Origin of the sequence: Methanocalculus taiwanensis, assembly GCF_024372745.1 — an archaeon.
GTDB classification, from domain to species: Archaea; Halobacteriota; Methanomicrobia; order Methanomicrobiales; family Methanocorpusculaceae; genus Methanocalculus; species Methanocalculus taiwanensis.
Window position 1 is genome coordinate 43,186 of record NZ_VOTZ01000015.1, and the last position, 15,318, is coordinate 58,503.

20 protein-coding genes are annotated in these 15,318 nt (G+C 50.0%); 9 read left to right on the plus strand and 11 right to left on the minus strand.

Features of this window, described 5'->3' with window-relative positions; all coding sequences use genetic code 11:
* Window positions 1-7: 7 nt before the first annotated feature.
* The 6 genes from FTO68_RS07785 (at window position 8) to FTO68_RS07810 (ending at window position 4,826) form a co-directional block, all read left to right on the plus strand.
* Window positions 8-718, plus strand: a complete 711-nt coding sequence (locus tag FTO68_RS07785; protein ID WP_255332823.1) for an RAD55 family ATPase — start codon at window positions 8-10, stop codon at window positions 716-718.
* Window positions 715-1,881 (plus strand): GTP-binding protein, encoded by a 1,167-nt coding sequence (locus FTO68_RS07790; protein WP_255332824.1) that lies wholly within the window; start codon window positions 715-717, stop codon window positions 1,879-1,881. The genes FTO68_RS07785 and FTO68_RS07790 overlap by 4 nt, the downstream gene beginning before the upstream one ends.
* A 6-nt stretch (window positions 1,882-1,887) precedes the next feature.
* Window positions 1,888-2,661, plus strand: a complete 774-nt coding sequence (gene dph5 / locus FTO68_RS07795; protein WP_255332825.1) for a diphthine synthase — start codon at window positions 1,888-1,890, stop codon at window positions 2,659-2,661.
* Entirely contained in the window at window positions 2,658-3,239 is a 582-nt protein-coding gene (locus FTO68_RS07800) for a DUF357 domain-containing protein (protein WP_255332826.1), read from the plus strand. The genes dph5 and FTO68_RS07800 overlap by 4 nt, the downstream gene beginning before the upstream one ends.
* 69 nt (window positions 3,240-3,308) lie before the next feature.
* On the plus strand, window positions 3,309-4,367 hold the full coding sequence (locus FTO68_RS07805; protein ID WP_255332827.1) for a lysylphosphatidylglycerol synthase transmembrane domain-containing protein: 1,059 nt from the start codon (window positions 3,309-3,311) through the stop codon (window positions 4,365-4,367).
* Between the two features lie 9 nt (window positions 4,368-4,376).
* Complete coding sequence (locus FTO68_RS07810; RefSeq protein WP_255332828.1) at window positions 4,377-4,826, plus strand: bifunctional nuclease family protein; 450 nt, start codon at window positions 4,377-4,379, stop codon at window positions 4,824-4,826.
* Window positions 4,827-4,830: 4 nt separating this feature from the next.
* Here FTO68_RS07810 and hisE read toward each other — a convergent pair whose 3' ends face one another.
* The 3 genes from hisE to FTO68_RS07825 form a co-directional block, all read right to left on the minus strand.
* Window positions 4,831-5,142 carry a phosphoribosyl-ATP diphosphatase gene (hisE, locus tag FTO68_RS07815; protein WP_255332829.1) on the minus strand — a complete coding sequence of 104 codons (312 nt, stop codon included), beginning with the start codon at window positions 5,140-5,142 and terminating at the stop codon, window positions 4,831-4,833.
* A complete protein-coding gene (locus FTO68_RS07820; protein ID WP_255332830.1) occupies window positions 5,132-5,581 on the minus strand; it encodes a NusA-like transcription termination signal-binding factor in 450 nt (149 codons plus the stop codon). Before FTO68_RS07820 ends, hisE begins: the two co-directional genes overlap by 11 nt.
* A 135-nt stretch (window positions 5,582-5,716) precedes the next feature.
* A complete protein-coding gene (locus tag FTO68_RS07825; RefSeq protein ID WP_255332831.1) occupies window positions 5,717-6,445 on the minus strand; it encodes an SIMPL domain-containing protein in 729 nt (242 codons plus the stop codon).
* Between the two features lie 170 nt (window positions 6,446-6,615).
* On the opposite strand from FTO68_RS07825, the gene FTO68_RS07830 reads away from it, so the two are divergent.
* Window positions 6,616-7,230: a LysE family transporter gene (locus tag FTO68_RS07830; protein WP_255332832.1), complete on the plus strand. Its 615-nt coding sequence runs from the start codon at window positions 6,616-6,618 to the stop codon at window positions 7,228-7,230.
* A gap of 61 nt (window positions 7,231-7,291) precedes the next feature.
* On the opposite strand, the gene FTO68_RS07835 is transcribed toward FTO68_RS07830, so the two are convergent.
* Together FTO68_RS07835 and FTO68_RS07840 are read right to left on the minus strand one after the other, a co-directional pair.
* Window positions 7,292-7,999 (minus strand): putative hemolysin, encoded by a 708-nt coding sequence (locus tag FTO68_RS07835; RefSeq protein WP_255332833.1) that lies wholly within the window; start codon window positions 7,997-7,999, stop codon window positions 7,292-7,294.
* Window positions 8,000-8,070: 71 nt separating this feature from the next.
* Complete coding sequence (locus FTO68_RS07840; RefSeq protein ID WP_255332834.1) at window positions 8,071-9,012, minus strand: radical SAM protein; 942 nt, start codon at window positions 9,010-9,012, stop codon at window positions 8,071-8,073.
* A gap of 87 nt (window positions 9,013-9,099) precedes the next feature.
* Between FTO68_RS07840 and FTO68_RS07845 the strand changes: the two genes are divergently transcribed.
* On the plus strand, window positions 9,100-9,684 hold the full coding sequence (locus FTO68_RS07845) for a nitroreductase family protein (protein WP_255332835.1): 585 nt from the start codon (window positions 9,100-9,102) through the stop codon (window positions 9,682-9,684).
* A 57-nt stretch (window positions 9,685-9,741) separates the two neighbouring features.
* Here the strand turns inward: FTO68_RS07845 and FTO68_RS07850 are convergent, their stop codons facing one another.
* The 6 genes from FTO68_RS07850 to FTO68_RS07875 all read right to left on the minus strand — a co-directional run bounded on the left by FTO68_RS07850 (window position 9,742) and on the right by FTO68_RS07875 (window position 14,199).
* Window positions 9,742-10,821: an AI-2E family transporter gene (locus tag FTO68_RS07850; RefSeq protein ID WP_255332836.1), complete on the minus strand. Its 1,080-nt coding sequence runs from the start codon at window positions 10,819-10,821 to the stop codon at window positions 9,742-9,744.
* On the minus strand, window positions 10,818-11,720 hold the full coding sequence (gene fhcD / locus FTO68_RS07855) for a formylmethanofuran--tetrahydromethanopterin N-formyltransferase (protein ID WP_255332837.1): 903 nt from the start codon (window positions 11,718-11,720) through the stop codon (window positions 10,818-10,820). The genes FTO68_RS07850 and fhcD overlap by 4 nt, the downstream gene beginning before the upstream one ends.
* A 6-nt stretch (window positions 11,721-11,726) precedes the next feature.
* On the minus strand, window positions 11,727-12,293 hold the full coding sequence (locus FTO68_RS07860; protein WP_255332838.1) for a 5-formyltetrahydrofolate cyclo-ligase: 567 nt from the start codon (window positions 12,291-12,293) through the stop codon (window positions 11,727-11,729).
* 48 nt (window positions 12,294-12,341) lie between these two features.
* The gene (locus tag FTO68_RS07865) at window positions 12,342-13,475 is read right to left on the minus strand and encodes a putative sulfate/molybdate transporter (protein ID WP_255332839.1); all 1,134 of its coding nucleotides are present in this window, start codon (window positions 13,473-13,475) and stop codon (window positions 12,342-12,344) included.
* 82 nt (window positions 13,476-13,557) lie between these two features.
* The gene (locus tag FTO68_RS07870; RefSeq protein WP_255332840.1) at window positions 13,558-13,896 is read right to left on the minus strand and encodes a hypothetical protein; all 339 of its coding nucleotides are present in this window, start codon (window positions 13,894-13,896) and stop codon (window positions 13,558-13,560) included.
* Between the two features lie 75 nt (window positions 13,897-13,971).
* Entirely contained in the window at window positions 13,972-14,199 is a 228-nt protein-coding gene (locus FTO68_RS07875; RefSeq protein ID WP_255332841.1) for a hypothetical protein, read from the minus strand.
* A 221-nt stretch (window positions 14,200-14,420) separates the two neighbouring features.
* On the opposite strand from FTO68_RS07875, the gene FTO68_RS07880 reads away from it, so the two are divergent.
* On the plus strand, window positions 14,421-15,119 hold the full coding sequence (locus tag FTO68_RS07880) for an ABC transporter substrate-binding protein (protein WP_255332842.1): 699 nt from the start codon (window positions 14,421-14,423) through the stop codon (window positions 15,117-15,119).
* Window positions 15,120-15,318: the final 199 nt, after the last annotated feature.

A 15,318-nucleotide genomic window follows, 5' to 3' on the forward strand; every position in this document is an offset into this window, starting at 1 on the left:
GTATACCATGTACAGCTACCAGTTCGGTATCCCTGCACTTGACGCTCAGCTCGGCGGGTTGACATCGGGTGCGAATGTACTTATTCTGGCACCCCCGCTCTCAGGTGCCGAGCGGATTGCATACAATCTGACCTTTCCGGCAGAAGGTGAGTATTCAGTCCTCCTCTCCACTGATGAACGGGCATCTGAGATATTGAATTTCTTTAAACTGAACGGAACCGAGAGGAGATCACTTGCAATCATCGATGCGATTACAAAAAGCGATCTGCCGAATGTCCCTGATACCGACCGGATGAAGTTTATTGCAAGCCCGGTTGACTTAACCGGGATCAGTATCAAGATGAGCAAAATGTTTGCAGGAATCGTAGATGAGAGCCTGAAGAATCCAAAACCAGGCATCTTCCCGCCCCCGATTCGGTTCTGTGTGAATTCGCTCTCAACATTCCTCATGTACCGGAAACTGGAGGTGATGTACCAGTTCGTCCATGTCATGTCTGCAAAGATCAAGAAGAACGAGTGGATCGGGCTGTATACCTTAAACAACGAGTCATTTGATGCCCGGACTGTATCTGTTATTAAACAGCTTATGAACGGGGTGGTTGAGGTGAGAGAGGGGAAAGAGAGTTTTGAAATGCGTGTTGTCGGACTTGGGGGCCGGATGACTCCATGGCTTCCGTATTCATTTGATCTGAATGGGAAACTGGTGGTGGAAGGATGATTTATACTGGAATAGATGCGCTGGACGGATTGCTTGACGGCGGGGTGCCGGATGGAAGCCGGATGCTCTTTGCGATCGAGCCTGAAGCTGATGGGCAGCATTTCCTGATCACGCTGCTCCATACGGCTGTTGTATCAGGGAAGAAAACACTGGTGATAGCACCTTTCACCAGCAAAGATGCATACTTTGTCGATGTTGCCTCTCAGAGCCACTACCATCTGGACTGTTATCTCGATCTGATCAGCTTCATCGATCAATCTGATTGCGAAGCGATCACCGCCGCACATCAAAATCGGGAAGCATGCAGGGCAGCCTGGCAGGATCGGATCAAGGGCATTATCAAAGATGAAGGGATTGACGTGGTCGTTGCATATCTCGATCTCCTCTCGGATTACTTCGAATTTGCCGGTGCTGTATCTCTCTTTGCGGATCTTAAATCTGAAAAGCCGGTTACTGTTGCATTTGAATTCTTCAACCTCTATGGTGAAGAGATGCTTCAGGAGCTTCTGAAGGAGACGCCCTTTGATCTCGTCATTAACCTTCAGTCCGGATCCGGTGTCGTCTCATTCTTCAATTATTTCACCGTCCACACAGTATCCTGGCTCCCGCTTCCCTCCCGTTCCCTCCCCTATATTGTTACCGAAGGCCATATCGTCCCCTATATCCCAAAGATTGTTGTCACAGGCCCCTCAAACTCCGGGAAAACAACATTTGTCAAGAACATCTCCGAGAGCGGGATGTCGGTTGACCGGCTCGGCCTTCTTGGCACGCCCACAACCGTTGCCCTTGATATAGGGCATATGGCAAGCAAGGGCTTTGATATCAATATCTATGGAACACCCGGACAGGAACGGTTCGATCCGATCATACCACAACTTGCACGCAATGCAATGGGCGTCATCCTGATGGTGGATGTCACCCGCCCTGATCTGATGTCCCGTGCATTGAAGCTGAAGAAAATTGTGGAAGGAAATACTGTTGTTCCGATCATAGTTGTTGCCAACAAAGCAGATCTCGCCTATTCGGTTACAAAGGAGGAGATTCGTGCTGCTCTCGAAGTCAGGGCAGATACGCCGGTCTACTTCATCTCCGCATTTGAACGCAGACAATGCCGTGATGTCATCGATTCTATGGTCGATCAGATCACCCGCTTTGAATACTAGATAACCATGCTGACATTTATTGGACTTGGACTCTTTGATGAGACCGATATATCATTAAAAGGCCTCTCTATCATCCGTGAAGCTGATGCGGTCTTTCTGGAAACCTACACCTCAAGGCTGATGGGTGCGGATATACCAGCGCTTGAATCACTCTATGGAAAACCTCTCCGTCTCCTCTCCCGCGAGGATGTTGAACAGCACCCCGATCCCATTCTTGATGCCGCTGAGATCGGATCTGCTGTCTTCCTTACAGCCGGCGATACGATGGTATCGACTACTCACGCGGATCTCAGAATCCGTGCATCCGAGCGGGGTATTCGTACTGAGATTGTCCATGCCGCCTCGATTGCAAGTGCGGTTTGCGGTCTCTCCGGCCTTCAGAATTACCGTTTTGGCAAATCGTGCTCGCTCCCGTACCCGGAAGCCAGATGGATGCCCACCACCCCGGTGGAGGTGATCGCAGCCAACCTCTCCCAGAACCTCCACACTCTCGTCTATCTGGATATCCAGAATGAACGGTATATGCGGGTGCCTGAGGCGATTTGGATCATCGAGGAGATCTGCCTAAAACTGGATGTGACAATCCCTCTCTATGTTGGGATCGCACGGGCTGGTTCTAAGAATCCAATTGTGTATGCGGGATCTGCAGACGATCTGAAGTTCGTTGATTTTGGTCCGCCGCTCCATATCCTGATCGTGCCAGCTGCACTCCATATGATGGAGCGGGAGTACCTGGAGCGTTTTGCTAATCTGACGCCGGGGAATTATCCGATATCATGATATCATCTCTTGGCGATCTATGCCGATCCTTCACGGATTCGCTTGAGGATGCAATTGTGGTATTGAATACGAAATCCCCTTTCCTTGAGGTTGGTGACCAGATTCTGGAGATGGCTTTTGCATATCTTGAGGATGGTGTTGTCTTTTACAAAAAGGATGATCCCGTCAATGCAATGGCTGCCTGGTGCTATGGATATGGATGGCTGGATGCTGGTATACATCTTGGACTGATCACCACATCATCATCATCGTTTCCGGATATGATCGATCTGCGTGGCACGATACCAACAGATTGTATCGAAAAACTTGAGGAGAAGACAATAAGGTACCGGATGATGCTATCAGATGCCTTTTTGGCTGTGGATGATGCACCGGATGCATCCAGCCCCCTCTATCCTCATTGTGGTCTAATCCGGGAGGTAGTGGCAAAATGGAAAGGGAGTGCAGAGGCGTTTTACATACAGAGTGATGCTGCATCAGCACTTGGATCATATAGTTATGCATATGGCTGGCTTGATGCGGGTGTGAGGTCAGGACTCTTCAGGATCACAGGAGATCGGCATCTCTTCACGGCATAATTTCCAGAAGACGTTTTAATCATACAGGATAACCTTTGATGACAGAATAGCTGATCTATTGGAACTGCAATGAATCAAGAACATAAGAAATGGATCTGGATCTCAGTTGGTCTGAGTACGCTCTTTTTGATCGGGTTGCTCTACTTCACCTTCGACGAGTCGACGATCACCGCCCTGAAAAACCTCAGCCCCTCTATCATCATCCTGGCACTTGCTATCCATGTTTTGGCCCTTGTCTGCTGGGCTCTCCGGATCAAGGTCATGGCATACTCACTCGGGTACCATGTCGGCCTGTTTCATTGCATCAATCTTGTCTTCGCCAATCTCTTTCTCGCTGCTATCACTCCCTCCCAGGCAGGTGGTGAACCAGTACGGGTGCATGAACTGTATCGTGCGAATGTTAAGGTTGGGGATGCAACCGCTATAGTGATCATGGAACGGGTGCTGGATGGTATCATCTTCGGCCTGGGGGGAGCAATAACCCTCTTCCTCCTTGGAACCGCCTGGCAGGATGTTAATATCCCTGGGGTCGTCACTACCGTAATCTATCTCACCTGGGCAGTCGTTACGATCGGTGTTGTTCTCTTTGCTTTCTCTGTCCGGAATCCCCTTATCTTAAAGCGGTTGATGAGAACCATCTCTGGCTTTGTGACAAAGAAATGGGAGTTGGCCAGAGTTGAGCGGTTCATGGAGAAAGTCGATCGTGAGGTGGATAACTTTCATTTCAGCCTCGGCAAGTTCATCGGCAGGGGTAAGCTTGGTCTTTTCCTTGGGCTTATATTCACCGGATTCTTCTGGTTCCTCGAGTTTTTAATCGCCTCTGTCCTTTTGATAGGTCTTGGGCAGGGTCCGAATTTCCTGGAATCATTTGTATCCCAGCTGATTATTGCGATCATCATGATGATTCCCCTAACCCCCGGCGGTGCAGGTGTGGCAGAGATCTCAATCAGTTCGATCTATGGGCTCTTCATCAGCACATCGGTGATCGGCGTCTTTGTGCTACTCTGGCGTATCATCCTCTATTACTTTAATATCGCTGTCGGCGTTGTATCCAGTATTCTGATCGTCAGGAGGGAAGTCGGATCAGTAGATAATGACCAACACCTTCATAATCTTGAAGATACCTGATGAACCATTATGGAGCTGATCACCTGTGAGGTCGCCGGAGTCTACCTGGTGATACATGATTTGGGTGCAGCCCCGGTCGTTCTGCTGAAAACTCCGGATGAACTCTATATTCCCATATTTATCGGCCTGTACGAGGCGGTTTCCATACATAATGCTCTCGATGGCCCAAGTCCGTCACGGCCGATGACACATGATCTCTTCAGTGATGCGCTCCTCTCTCTTGGAGCGCACGTAAGAGAGGTCAGGGTCGACTCGATTGACGATGGTGTATACTATGCAGCATTGTCTCTTGATACGCAGTCCGGCGAACTCTCTATTGATTGCCGCCCAAGCGATGGGATTGCATTGGCTGTCCGGCAGAAGTCGCCCGTTCTCCTGGATCTGAATCTGATGAGAGAATCAGCAGTCGCCCGCGATCAGCTCCCCGAACTCAGGGATTTTGCAGGCTATATGGTATGACACATTAATCGTGGAGGTTCATTCCAGCTCTCCTGGCAATGAGTTCCTCTTTCACTGAATTAAAGCTTATACCAGCTTTTTTTAAGCTCACCATCAGGTGGAAGATCAGATCCGCTGCTTCAGAGGTGATTCGGTCGGCTTCTCCCCCTTTTACGGCAAGAATATACTCAACTGCCTCCTCACCGACTTTTTCAAGGGATTTGTCTATTCCTTTCTGATGGTAGAGGAGCGATCTGACATAGGATTTCTTCCCGCTCGTATCATCTGCCCGTTGCTCAATGACTTCCCAGAGGGTATCGAAGATATCAGGCTCCATGCTCTTCCTCTACGATGATATCTCCGCTCTCCAGTCCAAAGAAGCGGCGCACGATCATCCGTGCCTTCTCGATGGTGCAGCCACCTTTTCCGATGGCGATCCCAACCTCACTCTTATTCCTGACCGTCACCCTGATGCTGCCCGTCTCACCTGTTGGGAAAAAGACATGTATTACCTCCGCAGGTTTGAAGATGTTCCTGAGAAACTGCTCGCGATCCTCTGCATACTCGACCATTTCAATCCGCTTTCCAAGAACTTTCTGCATTTTTTTGATATTGTCACCGCTTTTCCCAATGGCAATGCCCATGTCGCCTGGAGTTATTATATAGATCAGGCGGTCAAAGCGGTCGTCGATGATACAGTCGATTGCGGTAGATTTGGTGAGGATACGGAGCTCTTCTATATACCTGCGTTCCTTAAAACTTATTGTTCGCTCCATTGTACTATCCCGAGATGATATCATTCATTCTCTGCAGGAGGAATATTGTCAATATTCCCCATTAAGCATATGTATTCTCAAATTCTGATCTGGTAATGCTAAAAAAACAGAAAAGAGGGGATGAATGCAGATTCTTCAGCAGAGGTAGGTGATAGAGACGGTGGCGCTGACTGTTACCTCACCTGCTTCAATCGGGGTTGCGGCTTTCTCCATGCCTGCTGCATACATCATTGAGTCATACCTTGCCGATGTAGGATAATAACCGCCGCCGATTGTGACCTCCTTCACATCACGGACAGAGAGGCCAAGGGATGCAGCGACCACATCGGCGTCGCTACGGGATTGTGCAACCGCTTCTTTGAGCGCTTCTGCCCGGAAGCTTGCCTGTTTCTCGTCACTGAGGGTGAATGAGATGTAATTGACGTTATTTGCCCCGTTTTCAATTGCGATATCGATGATATCGCCTGCTTTTGTCGTGTCTTTGAGGGTGATCATAAGGGTGTTTGTAACCCGGTAGACCTGCGCCTGCCTTTCGGTCGGGAAGACACTGGATCCGTCTTTTGTCACCTGATAGATCGAGTATCCCGTGGTCTTTATGTCATCCGAGGTAATCCCGGCGTTCTTCAGAGCATTCATGACAGTGTTCATCTTCACAGCATTCTCCCGCTGTGCAGCTCTCACATCGGCATGTTCAGTCATAACAGCAACCGAGATCTCGACGCGATCCGGGGTTGTAGTAATTGTTCCGGTTCCCTGAGTGTTGATCACCCGTTCATTCGAGGTGGTTTCCGCAGATACCGGCAAAACGATTAAACTGAACACAAGAAGCAGTGCCAGCAGTGGTGTAAGTATGTGTTTGCGCATAGCAATCATACTATCAAGGGAGTGTATATATCTTATAGTTTATCTTGACTGCGAACTTATTTGCAGTCTAATTTTGAAAATACGTAAAATTAACGATTTATTCAACCGACTTCGAATTAACTGCACCTTTCATCAGGCATACCGACAATTGAATATACACGGATACGTGCATGTTGGATCTCATCACCATTTTAGTCATCGGGGGTGCAATTGGTCTCACTGGAGCGCTTGCGCCAGGTCCCACCCTGATAGCAACCATCAATGCATCTGTCAGATCGGGATGGCGTGCCGGACCCCTCGTCAGCATCGGCCATATGGCAGCAGAGATTGGGATCATCCTCTTAATCATCGCAGGGCTTGGCACCCTGATCGGATCTGCGACCTGGCTAATCAGCCTTGTTGGTGGGATAGCCCTTGTACTCTTTGGTATCCTGACTCTCTCCTCGGCCCGTGGGGCTCTTCTTCCGAAAGGAGATGATACCATAGATGCAAAAAGGCCGGTTGCAGCAGGCCTTCTCACAAGTGTCGCAAACCCTTACTTCTGGATATGGTGGTTTACCGTTGGGGCCGCTCTTCTCTGGAGCTATCTTGAAGGGGGTATCTTAGCAGGAGGTGCTTTTATGGCTGGCCACTGGGCAGCAGATATCGGGTGGCTGACACTGGTGTCAGCAAGCCTACACCGTGGCAGGTTTTTCCTCTCGGATCAGGGCTACAGGCTTGTTCTCGGTGTATGTGGTATCTTTTTAATCGGATTTGGGTGCTGGTTTGTCTCAGGTTCATTGTAAAAAAAGGAGGTGGCAGCGGTTCGCCAGGCAGCCCTGACCCAGGAGGTCCCGCTCCAATCAATCAGGCTCCGCTATGGTATTGCCTGTAGAGTTCCCATTCCTCAATCTCGGTACCATTCGGGAGAATCGCAACGCCATACTCCCCGTTTGGGCCGGATCTGATCTCATAGTCATATCCAAGGTCTTTGACAAAAACGGCAGCGGGATTAGCCATACCGGCTATCGAAGATTTGGATTCGGTGATTGATATGATCGTAACCGGCTGTCCCCACTGCTGGATCGTCATGACATCCTCAGGAGTTGCTGTGAAGGAGACAGAGAGCCCGTCTATTTTGAATTCTTCTGCCAGATTCAGCGGGAGATATCGTGTACCTGCGCCGGATATGATCCCATAGAATCCACCTTCAAGATCGATATGGGTGATAACCCCGGTGCCCGAGATCGGAGGCTCGGCATGATCAACCCGGATCTCAGTGATCCGGATCGGGGTGCCCCACATGTACATTGTGACACTATCATCTTCCGGCACCCCTGTAAATGTGACTGCTGTTCCATCGACTTTGAGCTCTTCTGCAAGGTTCACTGGTAGGTACTGTTCGCCTGTATCGCTTACGATTCCATAGAACCCTCCTTCAAGATCAAAGTAGTGAATTGTTCCAATCCCTGACACCTCCGTTACTGCCGGAGGCTCCTCAGTGACACATCCGGCTGCAAAGAAGAAGCAGGCAGATGATGCCATGAGGGCTAGTATGATCAGTTTTGCTTTCATTGGTATCGGGGAGATAGTAGGTAGTATAATAATAAATATTTTCCTTTAACTGCGAGGAATTCTGCAGTAATCTATTCAAGATCTCTGAAAAGCCCATATCTCTGTGCAATTGCGATTGCATCATCGAATTCTGCCTTTGTGATCCTTCGCTTGAGAACATCAAACCCAATCGTCATCTCTGATACCTTCCATGCAGGACGGTACTGCGGCATGATATTCACGTAACTTGAGGTCGACAGCTCTTCTGCAATGAACTGCATCACCTCATCTGTTCCGGCAAGGCCTCCTGGGATCACCAGGTGCCGGATAATCATCCCCCTTTCTGCGACCCCGTCCTGTATTATGAGGTCCCCGACCTGCCGGTGCATCTCATGAAGCGCTTCTTTCATCCGATTTACATAGTCCGGGGCACCTGAAAGGGCATGAGCGATCCCGTTGCTCCCATACTTCACATCCGGCATGTAGATGTCAATCACCCCATCAAGCAGCCGCAGGGTATCAACTGAATCATAACCTCCGGTATTATAGACGATCGGGATACGAAGCCCTCTTCCTGTTGCGATATCTATTGCCCTGAGAATCCCGGGCACCTGGTGGGAAGGGGAGACCAGGTTGATATTGTGGCACCCTCTCTCCTGGAGCCTGAGCATGATCTCTGCCAGATCTTCTGCCTGTACCTGGAAGCCTCTCCCGCACTGGCTGATCTCATAGTTCTGGCAGAAGATGCATCTGAGATTGCAGTTGGTGAAGAAGATTGTCCCGGATCCTCTTCTCCCGACAAGCGGTGCTTCTTCACCGAAGTGGGGGGCAAAGCTCGATACTATAAGCTCACTGCCTGTCCTGCAGAATCCGGTTTCACCAACGGTTCTGTCAACATGGCAACGGTGTGGGCAGAGTGTGCAGTCGCTCAGGATCTTATTGGCTGCATCTGCACGATCCAGCAATATGTCCTCTGCATGGAGATCCGGATACCGGGGAACAATCTGTTCCTGAGTTGGTTTTGTGTTCGGCATATCCCTTGCAGTGCCGTATTGGCAGAGCGAACCATAATACTATCATCCACCCTGCTGATGAATTTCCATATAGCAGGGATGATCGTAATGGATAACTGTATACAAACTCTCACACGAAAGAGCAGAAGTACGCGGCGTTTTAAAGAGTATAAAACCATCTCAGAGGATCTGATCGTTGGCTTGATCGAAATCGCCCGGCTCTGCCCCTCTGCTCGGAACCGCCAGCCCCTGAAATATATCATCTCGGTTAATCCCGAGGAGACAGCCCGGATCAGGTATGCCCTCCTCTGGGCACTCGATCTCCCGGACTGGGACGGACCATCTGTTGGAGAACGACCACCGGCCTATATTACTATCGTGGCTCCGGAGAACTGCAGCCCGGATCCTGCACTCGATCTCGGGATCGCTGCCCAGACGATTCTGCTGGCTGCGGCCGAACAGGGGATCTCCGGGTGTATGTTCGGGTCCATTAAACGGGAAGAGCTGAAACTGATCCTACCGGTTCCGGAAGGCTATGCGATCCTCCTCGTGATTGCACTTGGCTATTCAGATGAGGAGATCAGGCTTGAGCCCCTTTCAGAAGATGGAGATACACGGTACTGGCGGACATCTGAAGGCATCCACCATGTGCCAAAACGTTCCCTGAAGGATTGTATTATCCAGAGGCAGTAACCGCTTCCCTTATCGGGAAAAGGTGGGGTGGGAAACGGGTTATCTTGTTCTCCTTTGCTATCCGGGCTCTTGTATCTCCCCGGTCTGCCCCTCTGCAATCTCCTCGAAGATCTGATCCACTCCAACCAGCGTATTGATCCACCGTGTCTCATCATTTGACTGGAGTACGATCATGATGAGGAGGGTAAATGGCACAGCAAAGACCAGTCCCACGACACCCAGCGTCCAGCTCCAGAAGATGAGCGAGATAATAACAACGAGTGCGGGCATTTCAAACCGCTTTGATGCGAGATGGGCATAGACAGGGTTCTCGACAACGATATTTAAGAGGATGACGGCTACGATCACCGCAACAGCCCCCCAGATACCAAACTGAAGCCAGGCAAAGAAGATCGCGGGTAGTGCAGCGATGATCAGGCCGATATAGGGGATGTAGCCGAGAATGATAGTCATAATTCCCCAGAGGATAGCGGAATGCACCCCCATTACATAGAGGAAGGCTCCGAAGAGAACACCATGGACGATATTTGTCTCGGTTCTGACAACCACAAAATCCACCATGAACCTGCTCATCCGGGCGAACTGGCTGAGGGATTTGTTCTCCGCGCTACCATAAATCTTCCGGATACGGGCAGGGATCTTTGGTGCTTCAAGGAGGGCAAAGAAGGTGGTGATCGCAATGAAGAAGATATATAATAAAGCCTCACTCAACCCGAGCATTGACTGGGAGATGATCATGGCAGTTGACTGGAGATTTATTGTAGGATGGGTGACTGATGTCCGCTCGATCCCGAGCCTGTCAAAGAGTGTGAATATATCAGCAAGACGTTCCTGAAGCTCTGCCTGGAAAAATGGGATGTCGGCAATAAGCTGACCTAATGACGCAAGTATCAGGAGGACCAGTCCAATGATGATCAGCACCGCTCCCCCAGTGATGATTGCGACTGCTGCAAGGTCGGGAATGCCTTTCTGCTTCATCCACCGGACGCATGGGTAGATGAGCATGGTGAGGACGAGCGAAAGGAGGAGGATGTTGATGATATACGAGGTGATCTGAATTCCAATCACAAATACGATCAAAAGTGAGAGAAATGCGAGTGTCGCATAGGTTATCGGGATTGTCCGTGTGTCAATCATTGTTCACTTCCTTTCTCTTCAAAAAGATCATACAGCCGGAACCTGTGCGGTCCAAGTCTGCCTTCAAAGTTCGATGCACCGATTGCGAGGATGCCGCCATGAGCAGTTGCCGCCTCTATCCCGGCTCTCATCGCCGATCGGATCGCATCTTCTCCAATACCGTTGATCACCACTTCATAGATAGTACGTACACTGTCTGGTACCACAGATCCCTCCACTTTTCCTTTCAACGTCGGGCAGAGGAGATGATTTGTGCTTGCGGGCATGGGAAAACGGTAATTCCTGCATCCGACTTTTGATCCGCTACCGACAATGCCGCCTGCAAAACTTGTGATCACACCCGGTATGGGATCAATTGCTTGTACTCCCGCCTGTGCGGCGGCGAGTGTCTGGTGGCGATCCCTCCCCATGACGAGGAAGTTGCCTCCCGCAATCCCTTTAACGGTACCATACCGCTCTTCTCCGACATACTCACCTTCCATGACCGGTATCCGCCAGCATTGCCTGGTGCCGATGGTGCACCGCTCCTCGTACCCGTCCCCGAAGTAATGCATCCGGGTATAGAAGCGATCGTCTGCATCGGGGAGTCCGTCATAGGCTGAAGCCGTTGGCGCCGGGAGGATACATTGGGAGATCCGATCCGAGACGTTCGTTCGCATCTGCTTCTTCTCAGCACATATGAGAATCGAGACGCCGGGCCTGCCATCCGGGGTATCTTTCCAGATGCCTTCTATCCCGGCTTCGCAGGGGCAATATATCTTTGACGTGGCAAAACCTGTTGCTTCTGTTGCTGCTGCATATGCCAGATCATGTGTGTCTGCTGTTACAATCACCCTGGATATCCAGACAGGGAATGCCTCTGCAAAGGTATCGAGTATGATGATCCCGTTTCGTTCCATCCGGGATCACTCTCTCTTGAATATGATTCCGTCCTCGGTTACGATCGCATCCATCGGAATGTCATGCGGGTCAAGCGGAAGTGCTTCCATCTCCTGGCATGCAAATGCGATCCCTATCTTCCTCATCGACGGATACTTCTCAAGGAAGCGGTCATAATAGCCTGCCCCATAGCCGATACGCCCGCCCCGTCGGTCGAATCCGAGCATAGGGAGTATGATCGTATCGATATCAGCACCGTCTGCTGGGATCTCATTTCCAATCGGTTCAGGTACTCCGAAGGTGCTTGGGATTAGAACGCCCATATTCTCAATATAAGATAGGCGAAGGCTGTAATCCTCTTTCTGGATTATCGGGACAATGACCGGATTTTTGTATGCAAGGAGCATCGTGATGAGCGGGACCGTGTTCACCTCTTTCTCCTTTGAGGTGTAGACCATCACTGTCTCATTTGGCTGTATCATCTTCATCAGGTGGGCGCAGATCTTCTTGCTCCTTTCAAACCGCTCTTCCGGTGTCTGCATCTCTTTTCTGTGCCTGAGTATGTTCCGAATTGTCTCCTTATCCTGACCCATAGGTATCATCACCCAATGGCAGTAGTAGAGCAGGAAGGTATATAAGATTCATCCTACCAGCAGAGCTGCCTTCTCGTTCTTTTTCCTGAGGATGTATGCCAGAATCATCCCGATCAGAAATGCAGGAGTGATGCCGCCGATGAGAGCAACAATTCCCATTATAATCGTAACCGGATAGGAGTCGGTCTTCATGCCATGTTTTCCAAGTTCAAGGGCAACAAAGACAAGAAGCCCTCCGAAGATGCCATAGGGGATAAGGGTAAGCACTTCAGGGGGGGCAAACGCAATCGCAAAACCTATGATGATGAGTCCGGCGATGATGTTAGCACCTCCGGTTCGTGCACCGAACCGAAACATAGCGGCGAGCCCCCCGGCCCCGTGGCACATCGGAAATCCACCGAGCGGGGCTGATATCAGATTCATCACTCCGATCGTCTTTGCCAGCCGATCAGGTTTGATCTCATGCCTGAAAAGGTCAAGTGTGAGGAGCGATGTGGCAAGGATCGCGTTGCCGATAGTGAGTGGGATCTGCGGGATTGCAAGGTGTACTGCTGCAAAGAGCCAGTCAGCGGATGCTGGAATGATAAGCTCCGGGATAGGGATCAGGCGGAATGGAGGCAGGCCGGTCATATATATGCCTGTACCAAGCCCGATTCCAATCACAAGAAGTGAGGAGATATCGGGGATCTGTTTAACATACCTGGCAATGAAGAAGGCGACGATGATCAAAATTGCCAGTCCGGCAAATAACGGATCTTCGATGATAAAACCAAAGGAAGTTCTGAGAAGGATAAGAGCCAGACCGACCTGAATTCCCCGGATCACACTTGCCGGGATATTTTTCTGGATCCACTCCATTCCTTTCAGATACCCAAGAATCAAAAGAAATAGACCGATAATGATCCCTGAAGCGGCGATCTCTCCGGCACTCAGACCTTCAGCGATGGCAATGGCGCCTATTGCCTTCATAGGCTCGATCGGAATCGGGAACTTGTAATAGATCCCGGTAATAATGAACCAGAGCCCGACTCCAAGGAATGCATAGCTGACATTGACCCCGGCGGCAATTCCAGCACCAAGGATGATCGGAAAGATCGTCCCATAATCGCCAACTGATCCTGCAAGTTCCCCAAGGGAGAACCGGATGCCGGGTACTATTTTTGGCAATTGTTCTTGATCCATCCCGCCTCACTCTTCTGGTAAGAGGGATAGGAAGTGTTCATTGATAAAGAACATGGATGAGGCCGGTATTTTGGTCCGACTATTATCCGGTCTCTCTCAGGAGATCGATGATTTTTTTGGGGAATTTCCCGGATAATTCTTCCGGATACCGCTCCAGAAGTTTGGAAGCGATTACTTCGGTGCCTTTTCTGGTGGTTGATATCCCTACCCTTTCAGCTCTCCGGATCAGCCCGTCCTTCTCCATGGCGGCAAAGTGCGGCAGGACATAATAGTGGGGAATGCCAAGGTGTTCGGCAAGGCGCCGTGTCCTGGGTAGGGAGATTGAGATCTCATCCGCTGTTACACTGATGGTGATGCGGCCCTCATCAAGGATGAGCCGTATGGCCGCATCAAGCATTTCGTGGTGTTCATTTGCGTTCATTTGAATGCTCTCACTTTTCTGCTCTCTTCGTAAGAGCGGTTCAGTTCAGATGGCAGACAGTGCCTGTTTGCTGGCTTATTTTGATTTCTTCTTGCCGTGCTGGTCTTCAGGCATATCCTGGAGATACACGATCTCGGCACCGGCATCAGCGGCAATCTGTTCAAGTTCGGTCTTCCTGAAGTGGGTTCCCTCTACCTTCAGCTGGCCTTTCTCCTCCGCACCTGCTGTAACAGCAACAACCCTGAAGCGTGGCTGTTTCACGCCGGTGCCTACCTTCTGGCGTTCTCGTACATAGATCTTCATACCATTCACCTCATTTCAGTTGGTATATCAATTGATATACTCTCATGATATATAGAATTTTGCTATGATCCATTCTTTAGAGGTGAGTGTTGCATTGGTATTCCAGCATGAAAAAGTTCATTGTGTCAATTTAACTTATTAAATGTATTTAATCAACAATACATTATTCATGCCTGTGGGCGTATGATTATGCAGGTACAGATGAACGAGGAGAAGGGATCGTGACCATCTATCTTGGTATTGATGATACAGACACACAGGAATCGCGGGGAACCGGAAGGCTTGCCCGTTTTATTGCAGATGAACTCTCATCTGAGTACACAGTCCTTGGTGTGACACGCCACCAGCTCTATGTTCATGATGAGATCCCCTATACATCCCATAACAGCTCCGCTGTTCTTCATATTGATGGGAATGGAAATGGATCAATTGCGAAGATATTCAGGAGAGCCCGTGAGCTGATGCTCTCTGACTTTATCGTTGGGAGTGATCCGGGGATATGCATCGCAGCGTCGGATACTGTTTCTGCTTCGGTTGTCGCATTTGGAATGAGCGCAAAGAACACTGTTCTGACACAGGAAGCAGCACATCATCATGCACAAGCAAGCGGCATCATGCTTGAAGGGCTCGGAGGCACAAACGGGGGTGTCATAGGTGCTCTTGCCGGTGTCGGGCTTGCAGCTTCTGGAGACGATGGCAGGTTCATCATCCGCGGCAGTTCCCGTATGATGACCGGATGCCGGAGTGTTGACGAACTCCTTGCGTCAGGGATCGACCTGATTAAAACCCGTGACAATGAGCCGGTTCTTGAAGGTGAGGTTGAGATCCGGAAGTTCCCAAAACCTGCACTTGAGGGCGGCAGGGCAGTCCTGTACGTATCCGGGACCAATGGAAATTACCAGGATCTTGTGGTTGGATAGCTTCATCCTGTTATTCATTCAAAAAAAGCGCTGAATGCCATGGCAATTGCCTGGTTTGGTATGAATGAGAGATTGTAACAGGTCAGCACCCCCTCTCCTGACCTCTCCTTAACTCACATCACACACCCCCACTTTTCGGAAAATACGCCCGTATGACCGATAGATCCTTATATAATGAGAGATTAATAGATATTTGGGA

Bases quoted from the DNA above. Each gene is read 5' to 3' on its own strand.
- FTO68_RS07860 (WP_255332838.1), bottom strand. From the start codon at position 12,293: ATGGGTCAGGATAAGGAGACAATTCGGAACATACTCAGGCACAGAAAA.
- FTO68_RS07805 (WP_255332827.1), top strand. From the start codon at position 3,309: ATGAATCAAGAACATAAGAAATGGATCTGGATCTCAGTTGGTCTGAGT.
- FTO68_RS07835 (WP_255332833.1), bottom strand. From the start codon at position 7,999: ATGAAAGCAAAACTGATCATACTAGCCCTCATGGCATCATCTGCCTGC.
- dph5 (WP_255332825.1), top strand. From the start codon at position 1,888: ATGCTGACATTTATTGGACTTGGACTCTTTGATGAGACCGATATATCA.
- FTO68_RS07875 (WP_255332841.1), bottom strand. From the start codon at position 14,199: ATGAAGATCTATGTACGAGAACGCCAGAAGGTAGGCACCGGCGTGAAA.
- FTO68_RS07870 (WP_255332840.1), bottom strand. From the start codon at position 13,896: ATGAACGCAAATGAACACCACGAAATGCTTGATGCGGCCATACGGCTC.
- FTO68_RS07800 (WP_255332826.1), top strand. From the start codon at position 2,658: ATGATATCATCTCTTGGCGATCTATGCCGATCCTTCACGGATTCGCTT.
- fhcD (WP_255332837.1), bottom strand. From the start codon at position 11,720: ATGGAACGAAACGGGATCATCATACTCGATACCTTTGCAGAGGCATTC.
- FTO68_RS07785 (WP_255332823.1), top strand. From the start codon at position 8: ATGTACAGCTACCAGTTCGGTATCCCTGCACTTGACGCTCAGCTCGGC.
- FTO68_RS07820 (WP_255332830.1), bottom strand. From the start codon at position 5,581: ATGGAGCGAACAATAAGTTTTAAGGAACGCAGGTATATAGAAGAGCTC.
- hisE (WP_255332829.1), bottom strand. From the start codon at position 5,142: ATGGAGCCTGATATCTTCGATACCCTCTGGGAAGTCATTGAGCAACGG.
- FTO68_RS07790 (WP_255332824.1), top strand. From the start codon at position 715: ATGATTTATACTGGAATAGATGCGCTGGACGGATTGCTTGACGGCGGG.
- FTO68_RS07810 (WP_255332828.1), top strand. From the start codon at position 4,377: ATGGAGCTGATCACCTGTGAGGTCGCCGGAGTCTACCTGGTGATACAT.
- FTO68_RS07825 (WP_255332831.1), bottom strand. From the start codon at position 6,445: ATGCGCAAACACATACTTACACCACTGCTGGCACTGCTTCTTGTGTTC.
- FTO68_RS07865 (WP_255332839.1), bottom strand. From the start codon at position 13,475: ATGGATCAAGAACAATTGCCAAAAATAGTACCCGGCATCCGGTTCTCC.
- FTO68_RS07845 (WP_255332835.1), top strand. From the start codon at position 9,100: ATGGATAACTGTATACAAACTCTCACACGAAAGAGCAGAAGTACGCGG.
- FTO68_RS07850 (WP_255332836.1), bottom strand. From the start codon at position 10,821: ATGATTGACACACGGACAATCCCGATAACCTATGCGACACTCGCATTT.
- FTO68_RS07830 (WP_255332832.1), top strand. From the start codon at position 6,616: ATGTTGGATCTCATCACCATTTTAGTCATCGGGGGTGCAATTGGTCTC.
- FTO68_RS07840 (WP_255332834.1), bottom strand. From the start codon at position 9,012: ATGCCGAACACAAAACCAACTCAGGAACAGATTGTTCCCCGGTATCCG.